The sequence below is a fragment of the Bordetella genomosp. 11 genome, from assembly GCF_002261215.1.
Classification (GTDB): Bacteria; Pseudomonadota; Gammaproteobacteria; order Burkholderiales; family Burkholderiaceae_B; genus Bordetella_C.
Genome location: NZ_NEVS01000004.1, coordinates 2727972 through 2741343 on the forward strand (window position 1 = coordinate 2727972; position 13372 = coordinate 2741343).

The following is a 13372-nucleotide window of genomic DNA, read 5'->3' on the forward strand; positions in this document are numbered from 1 at the left end:
CAACAGCCGCCGCCGGCGCGAGAAGCCGGGCCGGGACTTTCCGTATCCTGGGCAGGAGGACATGACCGCATGATCCGCGATCAATTCGTTTTGGACGTTCACCCTGAAATCATCGTGGACAACTTCGCCGGCGGCGGCGGCGCTTCAACCGGCATCGAAATGGCGTTGGGACGCTGCGTCGATATCGCCATCAACCACGACCCCGAGGCCGTGGCGATGCACGAAATCAATCACCCGCAGACGCGGCACTATTGCGAGTCGGTTTGGGATGTCGATCCGCTGGAGGCCACCGAGGGGCGTCCGGTCGGCCTGGCCTGGTTCAGCCCCGACTGCAAGCACTTCAGCAAGGCGAAGGGCGGCAAACCGCGCGACAAACGCATACGCGGCCTGGCCTGGATCGTGCTGCGCTGGGCGGCCCTGGTGCGCCCTCGCGTCATCATGCTGGAGAACGTCGAGGAATTCCGCACCTGGGGGCCCCTGCTGGAAAACGGACAACCATGCCCGGCGCGCAAGGGAAAGACTTTTCAGTCCTTCATCCACCAGCTGCAGGAGAAGGGCTACGCGGTCGAGCACCGCGAGCTGCGCGCGTGCGACTACGGCGCGCCGACCATCCGGAAACGCCTGTTCCTGATCGCTCGATGCGATGGGCAGCCCATTGTGTGGCCGGAGCCGACCCACGGCGCGCCGACGTCACCCGAGGTGCTGGCCGGCCTCCGCAAGCCCTGGCGGACCGCGGCGGACTGCATTGACTGGTCCATCCCCTGCCCGTCCATCTTCGAGCGCCAGCGGCCGCTGGCCGAGGCGACGCTGAAACGTATCGCTCGCGGCATACGGCGGTATGTGCTGGAGGCGGCGGAGCCGTTCATCGTGAAGTGCAACCACACCTCGAACCGGACGGTATACGACTGCTTCCGGGGATCCGCGATAGCGGAACCCTTGAAGACCATCACCGCCAGCCACGGAATGGGGTTGGTCACCCCGTTCCTGACTGAGCACGCCAACGGATCGACGCAGCGGAACTTCGACACCGGGACGCCGCTGCGCACCCAATGCGCCGAGGTCCGAGGTGGCCACTTCGCCATGGTGGCGCCCACGCTGGTGCAGGCCGGATACGGAGAGGCCCCGGGACAAGCACCGCGTGCGCCGGGCCTGGGCAAGCCGCTCGGCACGGTGGTCGCCGGCGGCATCAAGCACGCCCTGGTGTCCGCCTTCCTGGCGAAGCACTACGGCGGGAACTATGACGGCTCAGGCGCTCCGCTCGACGGCCCCATGCACACGGCCACGACCGTAGATCACCACGCAGTGGTGGCCGCCAGCCTCATGACGAACACCACCGGGCACAGCGGCGCAGCAGCGTCGTCGCCGGTTCCGACTCTCACGACTGGAGGGCACCACGCCGTCGTCGCAGCGCAGCTCGTCGGATGCGGTGGCCGAGCTGGGCAAAGCAGGCCGCGCGATGCCGGCGAGCCGGCGCAGACCCTGACATCCAAAGCAGATACCTGCGTCGTCACGTCGCACCTGGCGAAGCTGCGCAACAACCAGTTCGGCCAGCCCACCGAAGAGCCCATGCCCACGCTGACCGCCGGCGGAGGTCATGTCGCCGACGTGCGGGCATTCCTGGTGAAGTACTACAGCGAGGGCGGCCAGGACCAGGACTGCCGCGACCCGATGCACACCATCCCGACGAAGGACCGCATCGGCCTGGTCACCGTAGCCGGCCAGGAATACGTCATCGCCGATATCGGCATGCGCATGCTGGAGCCCCATGAGTTGTACGCGGCCCAGGGCTTTCCTGCCAACTACATCATCGCGCCCACCGTCAACGGCCGCCGGCTTCCCAAGCACGCCCAGGTGCGTATGTGTGGCAACAGCGTTTGCCCGCCGCTGGCTGCCGCGCTCGTGCGCGCCAATGTGCCGGACCTGGCGGCCTGGACCACGAAAGAGGCCAAGCAACGGAGGATCGCAGCATGACCGACCATACCGCAGCCCTGCGCGAAACAGTGCTCAAAGCAATGAACCGAGCATGGCACCTAGGCCAGACGTACTGGCAACAGGCCGACAGCGAGTCGTACAGCCAGAATCGGAAGTCCGACGACACGCGGGCCAAGTTCCTTGCGCTGGTGGATGAAGTTGCCACGTTGCTGGAAAGCGCCCAGCCCCAGCAGCCGGCCGGGTGGAGGCTCGTGCCGGTGGAGCCGACGCCTGAAATTCTGGCCGCTGCCTCCCTGGCCGCGTGGCCGACCGCCTCTGCCGCCGACATCAATCTTGCTCGTCAAGCCGCACGCATCGTGCTGATGCAGATGGACGCGGCGCCGGGCTCGACTCTGGAAACCATAGCAGCGGCAATCGCAACGATGGGACCGGCTTATCGGGCCATGGTCAACGCAGCACCGACCGCCCACCCATCGCAGCAGGAGGACGATGCACGGGATGCGCCCGAGGCACAACGCTTTGTCGTGCTCAAGGCGAGCGGTAGCCGGTACGCCTACGTCAATGACACGCTGCTGGGCAAGACTGTGAAGCGCTACGACATTTTGCGTGGCGACGGTTGGGCCAATGCCGAACTGCACGCGGCGCGCTTAAATCGCGACGCCGCCATGACCGCCGCCCAAGGGGATGCAGTGCAGGGAGGCGGGAATGGGTGACCCCTACAAAATCACCGGGCCTGCCCAAATCTGCTTCAGCGGAGGCCGAACCAGTGGCTATATGCTCAGGCAGATCCTTGACGCCAATGGCGGCCTGCCGTCCGACTGTCACGTCACTTTCCAGAATACCGGCAAGGAACGTGAAGAAACGCTCGTATTCATTCAGGAATGCAGCGACCGCTGGGGCGTGCCTATTACTTGGCTGGAATGGAATGGATTCATCCCTCCAGGCCGATCTCGCCCCCTATTCAAGACGGTGACGTTCGAGATGGCCAGCCGCGCCGGTGAGCCGTTCTCCGCCATGGTCGAAGCCCTCGGCATGTTGCCCAACCCTGTGATGCGGCTATGCACGGCCAACCTCAAGGTTAAGACAGGAGCCGCTTACATGCGGGCGCTCGGGTACGACGAGTGGGACAACGTAATGGGCATTCGAGCCGATGAGCCGCGCCGCGTGTCCCGTCTGCGCACGCCAGGACGTGACAACGGTGGTGGCACACCGGTACTACCACTGGCTGATGCATCCATAACCAAAGCCGATGTGCTGGCGTTCTGGAAGGGGCAGCCTTTCGATCTTCAATTGGACCCGCAAAGTGATCTCGGCAACTGTGATCTTTGCTACCTCAAGAGTCGGCAGAAGATTCAGGCCCAGGTGAAGGCCGAGCCATGGCGGGCTGACTGGTGGGCCGCCGAAGAGGCTAAGCGCGCGGCGACATTCCGCCGTGATCGACCCACCTACGCTGAGATCAAAGAGATTGCCATTTATAGCCAGGGTCAAGCCGAAATGTTTGACGACGAAGCCCTGATCGACTGCATGTGCGGAGACTGATATGACCCCCGCTGACAAGCCAGACCTGTCCATGCCTCCCGACGAATACGACGAACCGGAATGCGAGCGGTGCCACGGCGATGGCATGGATCCGTGGTGCGATTACCTGCTGCCGTGCCCGCTATGCCAGGGAGAACAAGCGCTATGAGTACCGCTGACAAGCCAGACCTGCCGCCACGCCTCGTTGCGAGTTTCGATAACGAAGCCGAGATGGTCGTCCTATACGCCGACCACGTCCGGGCGGTTCTAGAGGCACGCGCCGACGAGCGGCGCAAGACGCTGGATAAAGCGGCCCAGGTCGCTGACGGATTCCGGTGCGGCGCCTGCGGCATGGACGGCAAAGCCGGCTCCGCCATCCGCGCCCTGATCGATAAGCAACCGACGACATGAAGACCGCTCTTGCCTGCCTGGGCAGCGTTGCCCTTGTGATGTGGCTGCTGGGGTCGTTCGGCGCGCTGGATTTCTATGTGTGCGTCGGCCCCGTCGGCAAATGCGTGCCCAACGTTACCACCAAGGAAAATCATGAATGACCTCAACTTTCGCGACATGCTCGAAACCGAACTGACGGAGATGAAGCACATACGCGAGCGCGTCAGAGCCGGTCTTTTGAGAATGTTCCCAGTAAATTCGCGCGTGGAAGTGAAGCTCAAGCACGGCCAGGTGAAATGGACTCCGGCCACTGTAACCGGCGCTTCTATCGACGGCGGCCATTACGGGTACTGGGGCTACGTTGTGGTCGAGATCGACACGGCCAAGGAACGTAGCCGTCAGCGATTTCGCAGCATCGAATACAAGAGCGTCCGCCTGATCGGGAGCAAGCAATGACCGACACCAACAAGACCGTGCTGACGAAAGCGCAGAAGGAAGAACTTTTTGGGCGGTATTTCTTGAAAGGAAATCCAGATCTAAAGGATATAAGTCGCGTGATTGAGGATACCGAGCGCGCCGTCATCGCCAAGCTGGGCCAGCCTGCCGCCAGCGAGACCGGGGCGGTGCCGGCATACTACGCCGCCATGCAAGGGAACGCCCTGTACGGGCTATTCGATAGTGAAGCAGCCGCGCAAGCGTGCATCGACAAGGGATCGCCCAGCGTAACTTGGTCGATCAAGCCGCTCTACGACGTCCCTCCGTCCGCCCATGCCGCTCAACCCGAGAAGCAAGCGGGGCGGAAGAACTGGGCTGCAATCCAAGCCGCCGTTGACGAATACCTTGACGGCTACGATCTGCGGACGGATGAGGCATGCCACACCCCGACCGAGTTCGAACGGTTCCTACTGACCGATGCGGTCGCAGGGCTATTGGCTGACGACGAGTTCATGGCTGCGCTCGCCGCCCTCGCCGCCGCCAAGCAGGAAGTACGAAATGCAGCGATACCCGACGATTGGGTAGTAGCCGCTCAATGCCTACTGGATGACGCGGAAGATGGCGATGAACCGACGTTGACGTTGACCGCTAGGCAAATTGTTGACGCCGCCAAGCCGGAAGGGGGTGAGTGATGGATAAGCCGAAAACTCCGGACCGCATCTACCTGATCGACATGGGCGCTGATGGGCTTGTGTGGTGCGATGACCCTGCACCAGGCACCGACATGGACGCAGATGATGCGGTCGAATACGTGCGCATAGGTGCCGCGCAGCAGGACGCGCCGACGGATGCGGAAATACTAGAAACTATGCGCGGGCACATCGACGAGGCAGATGGTGGATATGCCTGCGACACAGCAGAGGAGCATGTAATAGCCGCTGGCCGCGCCCTGCTCGCCCGCTTCGCCCCCACCCAGGACGCCGAGCGTATCGACTGGCTCGAATCGCAAATCAACGAGCACGGCGCTATCCACCTCCACGACGGTAACCATCCGGCGGGGCATGGCCTGGGGCTGCGTCCAGGCAATCTCGTGCGCACATTGCGGGAAGCCATCGACGCCGCCCGCGCACAGCGTGCCGGGAAGGAGGGAGCATGACTGGGAAGATGATCTACGTCACGAAGGGCGGTCCATGTCCCGTTGCCCCCGAGGTAGTCGTGGATGTGAAGTTTCTGCGCGGCTCGAACTGGGGGCCGGCTGGATGCTGGGATTGGGATTCCGGCAACCGGTACACCCAAGTACAAGCCTATCGCGTTGTTCCGCCCGAGGAAGTGCAACGCCGGCAGGCAGAGCGTCAGGCTAAATGGCAGCGTGCCGCTGCAATGGGAGAACGGGATGCCGATCAAGCCTGAGAACCGCGCCCGGTATCCGGAAGACTGGCCGGCGATCCGTGCGGCCATCCTTGAGCGCGCCGGCAACCGCTGCGAGCAGTGCAAGGCAGCGAACCATACGCGCATCGCTCGCGGGACCGGCGACGACGTCGACACCTACATGACGGATGACGCCCAGGTCTATGACGCCGACACCGGCGCGTACCTGGGCCGCAAGCGCATGAGCGATTACGACGTGGCGCGCATGGTCGACATCGTCCTGACCATTGCCCACCTGGATCACACTCCAGAGAACCGCGATCCCGCCAACCTGCGTGCCTGGTGCCAGCGCTGCCACCTTCGGTATGACGCCCAGCACCACGCCACCAACGCCCGCGCCACGCGGCGGGCCAGGAAGGCCGTGGGCGATCTATTCGAAGGTGGACCCACCCAGGCCGCGGGGCAGAATCCCACCTCCGGCCAGGAAGGGCTGGTCCACGGGGGATGTGTGGCGGACGGCGGCGCAGGAGTTCCCAAGGAGAAAACCCAATGAAATGGGTGAAACTGCAAAAATACTGCGAGATGTCCGGCGACACACCGGACGCCGTCTATGCTAAAAATCGGCGACACATCTGGAAAGAAGGTGTCCATTACCGGAAGGCCGCCGACGGCTGCCTCTGGATCAATACCGAGGAAGTCGACAAGTGGGCCGAAACGAGTCAGCCAGACCAGAAACTCCACGCGGCGTAACCTACCGGGAGACGGCCGAGGGTACCCGCGTGCAGATCGCCTTCAGCTACAAAGGCGAGCAATGCCGAGAATTGCTGCCCCTGGCCAAGATCACCAAAGCCTACATTGAATACGCCGCCGGCCTGCGTGCGGAGATCCGGCGCAAGATCACTGATGGCGTTTTCAGCTACCGGGCGTATTTCCCCGATTCCCCTATGGCGGCCAAGATGGAGCCAGACCCGTCGACGGTGGCGGGCGCTCCCCTCCTGCTTGGTAAGCTGCTGCGGGCGCAACTGGCTCTCTACGAGAAACAGGCGGAGAACGGCTCGATCTCGCATTCCACGCTGCTGGGTTACACCAAGGCCATCAAGCACTACCTGCTGCCGCGCTGGGGCGAAACTCCCCTGGGGCAACTGGCGCCCGCAGATCTGCGCGCATGGATCGCCGGCATGGGCGTGACGGGGAAGACCGTCCGCAACCGCCTGACGCCGCTGCGGTCCGTCCTGGACGACGCCGTCAATGACGAGCTGCTGGAGAGCAATCCGCTGGATCGCATCGCCCTGGGCAAGCTGATCAAGCAGACCGCGAAGAAATCGGATTATGAGGTGGACCCGTTCGATGTGGACGAGGTCGAGGCGCTGTTGCGCGCGGCCCGCGCCGACGAACGGCCCATGATCGCGTTCTGGTTTGAGTGCGGCCTACGGCCGGGAGAGATGATCGCCATGGCCTGGGAGTCGGCCGACTGGGTGCACGGGCGCGTGCGCATTGCCGACAATGAGGTCACCGGTATCAAGGATGGCAAGGTGACCCAGGTGCGCAAGACGCCGAAGACGGCGGCGGGCTACCGCGACGTCGACCTGTCGCCGCGAGCGTTGGAGGCCCTACAGGCCCAGAAGGCGTACACGTTCCTGGCCGGCGGCAGGATCTGGCATGATCCACGCAAGGGCAAACCCTGGGAAAACGACGCCCAGGTCCGGAAAGCGCTCTGGCAACCCCTCTGCAAACGCGCCGGCGTGCGGTACCGGAATCCCTACCAGATGCGGCACACCTACGCCAGCACGCGCCTGACGGCCGGCGCCAACCCCTGGTACATTGCTGCCCAGCTGGGGCACGCCGACGTCGAAATGGTCTTCAAGATCTATGGCAAGTTCATCCCGAAGAACTTCCAGCGTGCCGGGGCATTCACACCGGTTTCACACCAGGACGACGCGGCGCTGGAAACGGGCACCCTAAAGCGTTGATTCGTAGGACAAATTCCCCCGACCATACAGGGAAGACCGGCGGTTCAATTCCCCCCGGCTCCACCATAATTCGCAAGAAAATCAATACCTGTCATGTTCCGTTAAGCACAAGCTGGCTGTACTGATACTGTATTTACCTGACACCGGCCCCGAGCCGGTGTTTGCTTAATCACTCGGCGAACACTTCCTCGGACTCTGGCTGACGCGTTTTCCGGCAGTGCCACTATGACCGGAGTGACCTGAGTCCCCGTACCACGACGGCCAACCCATCACGGAACTCCGTGCCGGGCTCTATTCCGCGTGCAATGCGGGCTGTTGCTGCCAGCAATGGGTATTCGTCCTCCGGCAGTGCCGCCATGACCTCCGTTCCTTGCCCCTTCAATGGGCCGAGATTCTGGGCCTGCAGGGCGCCATTGATGTAGCTGACCAAGGTTCGCACGGCGATCACTCGCTTCTCACCGGCAAAGCCCCCATCCTCCAAGGCACGCAGAAGCGCTTCTGTCCAACATCTGGCGGCTTTCGAAGCATGGCGGTGAAGCAGGAGCAACGGCACACACGAGGGATGTTCATTCACGGCTTCACGCACACCTTCGGCAAGGCGAGTGATCTGCTCCTCCCACGAGGCGTGCGTTAGAGGCCTGGTATCGACGGCCCCCAGCACCTGATCGACCACGAGTAACTCCAGCGCCTGGCGATCCTCGACATAGCGGTACAGCGACATTGCGCCTACGCCAAGTTCGGCTGCGACGATGCGCATGGAGAGCGCGGCAAGCCCCTCCCGGTCGATGACCGCGAGCGCGGCGGCGGTGATGTCGGCAGAAGTGAGCGATCGAGGGCGCGGCATGGTTCGAGGGCAGGATTGCGGCGTGCCGCTTCGTAAGCGTACACTGTACCTCTACGAAGGAGAAATGTCATGTCGGCATTGCTGGAGCAATCGAAACTGAGGCCGGGCCACTTCATTGTTGCCCGCCAACTGGCCACGCTAGCCGGCACCATTTCGCTGCCCGGTCCAGACCGGTTCATCCACCTGCAATTCCGGCGCTTCGCCGGCTGCCCCGTCTGCGACATGCATCTGCGCTCCATCGCTCGAAGGCACGATGAAATCGCGTCGGCCGGCATCCTTGAAGTGGCGGTGTTCCACTCCAGCGCCGAGGAGCTGCGGCCTTTCACGCAGGAGCTGCCATTCGAGATCGTGGCCGACCCGGAGAAGAAGCTATACAGGGAATTCGGAGTGGAAGCTTCCCCGCGCGCCTTGCTGGATCCCCGGGCCTGGCTGCCGATCCTGAGCGGGGTACTGCGCAGCCTCGGCAGGATCTTGCAAGGAAGACAGCCTGTGGCGTCCCTTCAGGCAGAAGGTGGAAAACTGGGGCTGCCCGCCGACTTTCTCATCAACAGCGATGGCCAGATCCTTGCGTGCAAGTACGGCGCGTACATCTACGATCAGTGGTCCGTCGATGATCTGCTGGCCGAGGCAAAGAGAGTTTGAAGTTCCGCGGCAACAGCCGGGTGGCAGGCACCGTCAGCAACGGGTCGAGCGCCACACTTTCCAGGTTCGCGTCGATCCGGGAGACGCGCCCTGCGAAAGGCCAATACTCGCTCCAAGCGCCGCTTGGGAGAGCCGCCTGAGGGTACCGATACTGTATTTTCCGAATGCAGAGCATGGCATAAAGGCGCCTGGATAGCCGCGAGATAGCCAAGGGCGGAGACAGCGCCGTCTACGTTCGTGGCGTCCTGCCCTGGGGCGCGGCGACTTCCTGGCCGCTTCCTTTGCAGATTCCTACGCACGCTTCTTCACCGCCTTTTTTGCGGCTTTCTTCGCCGCCTTCTTGGCCGCCTTCTTCGCCGCTTTCTTCGCCGCCTTCTTCGCGGACTTCTTCACCGCCTTCTTCGCCGACGCCGGTGGTTGCGCTTCCGCGACTCTTACCTTGGACGTCCGTGCCGCCGTCTTACCCCTGCCCCGCGCGGGGGCCGCAACAGGTTCGGGAACCGGCTGGTTGGACGCCACCTTGCGATCCGAAGGCGCCGGCTGGCCACCGACCCCGAGTTGGGGCACGATGCCGCGGGGCGGCCCGGACCGCACCTTCTCGCCGGCTTGCCAGGCGGCCACGTATTCCTTCGCCGCATCCACCATGGCCTGTCCGATATTGGCGTAGTCGTCTTCGTTCAGATTGGCCAGCGACACGCGGATGGACCACGGCGGTCCACCGAAGCCGCCGCCGTCCATCAAGACCACGCCGGATTTCTCCGCCAGCCGGAACAGGAAGTCGACCGGCTCGTAGTTCTTGCGCATATAGTCGCAGAACTTGTCGCCATAGGCGTTCTGGGCCCAAACCATGAAATCCAGCTCGACGTAATACCAGGCGCGCTCCTTGTCTTCGGGCGGCAGCGGTATGCCCAGGCCGCGCCACAACGCGTCGCGGCGGTCCCGCACGATTTTCATGGTCAGGTGCTTGTAGCTGTCTTTCGGATCCAGTAGATGGGACAAAGCGAAAAATGCCATCTGCACTTGCTGCGGCAGCGACAGGCCCGCGGTGTGGTTAAGCGCCACATCACGGCTATCTGCCACCATGCGGTCTATCAGCTTGAGCTTTTCCGGTTCCAGCGTCAGCGAGCCATACCGCTCGTGCAGGCGCTTTCGTTCCTTGCCCGGCAGATTGCCGATACGCCGGTCCATGCGGTTGTCTTCGTGGATGGCGATCACGCCCAGGCGCCAGCCCGTGCAGCCGAAGTTCTTCGAAAACGAATACACGCATATCGTGTTGGCCGGCACCTCGGCCATAAGAGAACGGAAGTTCGGCACGAAGGTGCCGTAGACGTCGTCAGTGACCAGGATCAGGTCAGGGTTCTTGCGGATGATGCCGACGATCTGGCGCATCTCCAACGCATTGAAGGCCACCGAGGGTGGATTGCTGGGATTGACCGTCACTGCCATCTTGATCCTGGGATCGGCGAGCTTGGCGATTTCCTCCGGCGGATAATGCCAATTGTGCGTGCCGTCCGCGCGCAGACTGCTCGCATTGATCGGTACGATTCTGAATTGAAAACGCTCCAGGTGCGAGATCTCGATATAAGGCGTGAACGTGGGCAGGAAAAGCGCGACCTTGTCGCCCTGCTTCAAGAGCCCGTTCTGCTGCAGGCTGTCGAAGATGTAGCACATGGCGGCGGTGCCGCCCTCGACCGCGAACAAATCGAACTTGCCCCGGGGCGGACGGCCATCGCACATTTCTTTCATGAGATAGTCGTGCACCACCTGCTCGGCGTGCACCAGCATGCGATCGGGCACCGGATAATTGTCGCCGATGATGGAGTCGACCAGTTCGTGTATCCACGCGTCGGGGTCGAATCCCTTCTGTACGCCATATTCGTGCACACCACGCAGAAAATCGGCGCCAGCTGCCTTGCGGTTTTCGTCCAGGAACCCATGCAGTCGCCCGGCAATGCCCGGCTTTTGCGGCATGCCGGCCATGATGCCGCGGTCGTAGACGCGTCGCGCTTCCGACATGGCGAAGTGCCCCAGCAGGAAGAACGCATCCCGCGGCGCTGTGGCGATCCAGTTGGGATTTCCGCGCCCCGCGTTCAACATGATGGCCGTGGAGGTTTTTTCGCGGTCCTTCGCCAGGTTGATCAGGAAGTCCTTCAATTCGAAGGGCGATAGCTGTTCAAGGTCTTTCTGGCGCGAGCGCGTGGTCTTGAGCGCGGAGGCCAGGTCGGTACGAACAGGCGTGGACAGAGATTTCGCATGCACGGTCATGTCGGTCTCCGAGAACGGAACGTAGAAATGCACTGGATGCGGCGTCTGCCAGGCTCGGCACGCTCAGGCCATCAGCATGACGATGACGATGCCCCAGATGATCAACAGCGTGTTGCCTATCGCGTAGGGGATGGTGTAGCCCAGGGCCGGCACCTGGCTTTTGGCGTTTTCGGTGATCTGGCCTATGGCGGCGGTGGTGGTACGCGCCCCGGCGCATACCCCCAAGGCGATGGCCGGATGGAACTTGAAGACGTAGCGCGCGAGCGGAACGCCCAGGAGCATGGGCACGGACGTGGCCACGATGCCGGCCAGGAACAGTTTGAACCCCAGTTGCCGGAAGCCTTCGACGAAGCCCGGACCCGCCGAGATGCCCACCACGGCGACAAACATGGTCAGGCCCACTGACGTGAGAAACCAGTGCACCGGCCCCGGCACCCGGCCGAACGTCGGATGTACGGAGCGCAGATAACCGAAGACCAGGCCGGAGATCAATGCGCCTCCGGACGTCGACAAGGTGACGGGAATACCGGCTACTGTGAACACCAGCGATCCCAGCAGGCCGCCGATGACGACACCGAAGCCCACGAACACCATGTCCGTCTGCTCGGTCTGACGATCCGCGTACCCGAGCTTATCGACCATGCGTTCCACGTCGCGCTTGGCGCCGACGACGAAGAGGTGATCGCCGCGGTCCAGCTTCAATCCCCAGTTGACCGGCATTTCGTGGCCACCGCGCACCACCTTGCGAAGGAAAACGCCACGACCGAGCGTCGCCTCGGGCAGCTTCGAAATTTCGCGCAGCGTCCTGCCGGACAGATGCTTGTTGGTCAGGACGACTTCTATCATCTCGGCAGGCAGGTTGATGAGGTCAGGGTCTTCGACTTCCTGCCCGATGTTGCCGGCACCTCGCAGCACCAGCACATCATGGCGGCCTGCCACGCCAAGGACGTCGCCCGCTTGCAGGACGGTCGCGGGCCCCGCATCGACGATGTCGCCGCCGCGGCGGATACGCTCGACGAACACGCGGTCGTCGCCGAAGCACGCTTCGAGCTCGGCCACGGTCTTGCCTATCAGATCGGCCCGGTCCAGGCGGTACACCCGGGCGATGAATTTACGATAACCGGACAATTCCAGGGAGTCCTGCCCGCCGGACATCTGGGCTTCGTACTCCTGGCATACCTTGACCAAATCGACCCGCATCAGCTTGGGACCGACACTGGCCAGCAGCCAGGCACTGCCGATCGTGCCGAAGATATAGCAGACGGCATAAGCAACGGGAATGTTGTTGATCCATTGCGCGCGTGTCGCGCCGTCCACCCGGCTCAGGCCGTTGATCGTATCCGTGGCCACGCCCATCACGGCGGAAATGGTTTGCGCGCCGGCAAGCAGGCCGGCACCCGTGCCGGCATCGAAGCCGAATGCCAGGGCTGTGCCCCACGTGGCCAATAGGCACAGGATACATAGCACCACCGCGAACAGGACCTGGGGCAGGCCATCGCTTTTCATGCCACGGAAGAATTGCGGGCCGACGCCGTAACCAAGGCCGAAAAGGAACAACAGGAAGAAGACCTGCTTGATGACGGGCGCGATCTGGATATTCAGCTGGCCGATCAGCACGCCCACCAGCAGTGTGCCCGTCACCGCGCCCAGGTTGAATCCCTTGAATTTCTTGGCGCCTATCCAATAACCCAGTCCCAGCGTCAGGAAAATCGCGAGCTCCGGGTATTTGCGCAGCGTTTCAAAGAGCCATTGCATTGCCTGTCTCCCAGGGAGGACAACTATTGGCTAAGAACACATCGTGGGATGACCTGCGCGCTAAGACATGCGGGCAGCCAGGGCGACGGCGGCTAACTCATGATGCCAGGCTGACTAAGAGCCGGACCGTGGACCTGCGATGGTGCGATGAGGCATGACGCAAAACTGGGCCATATTGACATAACCGCGACTTCGCGATCGGAGCCGGCATTCCTTTTTTAGTAACTTTCTATGATGCGCGCATTCCGAAATC

The 13372-nt window shown here is 62.7% G+C and carries 17 protein-coding genes; 14 read left to right on the forward strand and 3 right to left on the reverse strand.

The window, feature by feature from the left end; translation table 11 throughout:
- Positions 1 to 69 precede the first annotated feature (69 nt).
- Genes CAL28_RS20030 through CAL28_RS20075 form a run of 13 tightly spaced genes read left to right on the forward strand, consistent with a single transcriptional unit; the run spans position 70 to position 7613 of the window.
- Positions 70 to 1971, forward strand: a complete 1902-nt coding sequence (locus CAL28_RS20030) for a DNA cytosine methyltransferase (protein WP_094842991.1) — start codon at positions 70 to 72, stop codon at positions 1969 to 1971.
- Complete coding sequence (locus CAL28_RS20035; RefSeq protein ID WP_094842992.1) at positions 1968 to 2645, forward strand: hypothetical protein; 678 nt, start codon at positions 1968 to 1970, stop codon at positions 2643 to 2645. The genes CAL28_RS20030 and CAL28_RS20035 overlap by 4 nt, the downstream gene beginning before the upstream one ends.
- Positions 2638 to 3471, forward strand: a complete 834-nt coding sequence (locus tag CAL28_RS20040; RefSeq protein ID WP_094842993.1) for a hypothetical protein — start codon at positions 2638 to 2640, stop codon at positions 3469 to 3471. The genes CAL28_RS20035 and CAL28_RS20040 overlap by 8 nt, the downstream gene beginning before the upstream one ends.
- Position 3472: 1 nt before the next feature.
- Positions 3473 to 3619, forward strand: coding sequence for a hypothetical protein (locus tag CAL28_RS29810; protein ID WP_176464044.1), 147 nt, complete (start codon positions 3473 to 3475; stop codon positions 3617 to 3619).
- Entirely contained in the window at positions 3616 to 3861 is a 246-nt protein-coding gene (locus CAL28_RS20045) for a hypothetical protein (protein WP_094842994.1), read from the forward strand. Before CAL28_RS29810 ends, CAL28_RS20045 begins: the two co-directional genes overlap by 4 nt.
- Positions 3858 to 4001 carry a hypothetical protein gene (locus CAL28_RS29815; RefSeq protein WP_176464045.1) on the forward strand — a complete coding sequence of 48 codons (144 nt, stop codon included), beginning with the start codon at positions 3858 to 3860 and terminating at the stop codon, positions 3999 to 4001. The genes CAL28_RS20045 and CAL28_RS29815 overlap by 4 nt, the downstream gene beginning before the upstream one ends.
- Complete coding sequence (locus CAL28_RS20050) at positions 3994 to 4296, forward strand: hypothetical protein (protein ID WP_094842995.1); 303 nt, start codon at positions 3994 to 3996, stop codon at positions 4294 to 4296. Before CAL28_RS29815 ends, CAL28_RS20050 begins: the two co-directional genes overlap by 8 nt.
- A complete protein-coding gene (locus CAL28_RS20055; protein WP_094842996.1) occupies positions 4293 to 4967 on the forward strand; it encodes a hypothetical protein in 675 nt (224 codons plus the stop codon). The genes CAL28_RS20050 and CAL28_RS20055 overlap by 4 nt, the downstream gene beginning before the upstream one ends.
- Complete coding sequence (locus CAL28_RS20060; protein WP_094842997.1) at positions 4967 to 5431, forward strand: hypothetical protein; 465 nt, start codon at positions 4967 to 4969, stop codon at positions 5429 to 5431. Before CAL28_RS20055 ends, CAL28_RS20060 begins: the two co-directional genes overlap by 1 nt.
- The gene (locus tag CAL28_RS29570; protein WP_141218218.1) at positions 5428 to 5685 is read left to right on the forward strand and encodes a hypothetical protein; all 258 of its coding nucleotides are present in this window, start codon (positions 5428 to 5430) and stop codon (positions 5683 to 5685) included. The genes CAL28_RS20060 and CAL28_RS29570 overlap by 4 nt, the downstream gene beginning before the upstream one ends.
- Positions 5669 to 6196, forward strand: a complete 528-nt coding sequence (locus CAL28_RS20065) for a hypothetical protein (protein ID WP_254926179.1) — start codon at positions 5669 to 5671, stop codon at positions 6194 to 6196. The genes CAL28_RS29570 and CAL28_RS20065 overlap by 17 nt, the downstream gene beginning before the upstream one ends.
- Positions 6193 to 6393 carry an excisionase gene (locus CAL28_RS20070; RefSeq protein WP_176464046.1) on the forward strand — a complete coding sequence of 67 codons (201 nt, stop codon included), beginning with the start codon at positions 6193 to 6195 and terminating at the stop codon, positions 6391 to 6393. Before CAL28_RS20065 ends, CAL28_RS20070 begins: the two co-directional genes overlap by 4 nt.
- A gap of 29 nt (positions 6394 to 6422) precedes the next feature.
- Entirely contained in the window at positions 6423 to 7613 is a 1191-nt protein-coding gene (locus tag CAL28_RS20075; RefSeq protein ID WP_440588405.1) for an Arm DNA-binding domain-containing protein, read from the forward strand.
- A 223-nt stretch (positions 7614 to 7836) separates the two neighbouring features.
- Here CAL28_RS20075 and CAL28_RS20080 read toward each other — a convergent pair whose 3' ends face one another.
- The gene (locus CAL28_RS20080; RefSeq protein WP_094843000.1) at positions 7837 to 8457 is read right to left on the reverse strand and encodes a TetR/AcrR family transcriptional regulator; all 621 of its coding nucleotides are present in this window, start codon (positions 8455 to 8457) and stop codon (positions 7837 to 7839) included.
- A gap of 69 nt (positions 8458 to 8526) precedes the next feature.
- On the opposite strand from CAL28_RS20080, the gene CAL28_RS20085 reads away from it, so the two are divergent.
- Positions 8527 to 9099, forward strand: coding sequence for a peroxiredoxin-like family protein (locus CAL28_RS20085; protein WP_094843001.1), 573 nt, complete (start codon positions 8527 to 8529; stop codon positions 9097 to 9099).
- A 291-nt stretch (positions 9100 to 9390) separates the two neighbouring features.
- On the opposite strand, the gene CAL28_RS20090 is transcribed toward CAL28_RS20085, so the two are convergent.
- Complete coding sequence (locus tag CAL28_RS20090) at positions 9391 to 11364, reverse strand: bifunctional aspartate transaminase/aspartate 4-decarboxylase (RefSeq protein ID WP_094843002.1); 1974 nt, start codon at positions 11362 to 11364, stop codon at positions 9391 to 9393.
- 63 nt (positions 11365 to 11427) lie between these two features.
- Complete coding sequence (gene aspT / locus CAL28_RS20095; RefSeq protein WP_094843003.1) at positions 11428 to 13119, reverse strand: aspartate-alanine antiporter; 1692 nt, start codon at positions 13117 to 13119, stop codon at positions 11428 to 11430.
- Positions 13120 to 13372: the final 253 nt, after the last annotated feature.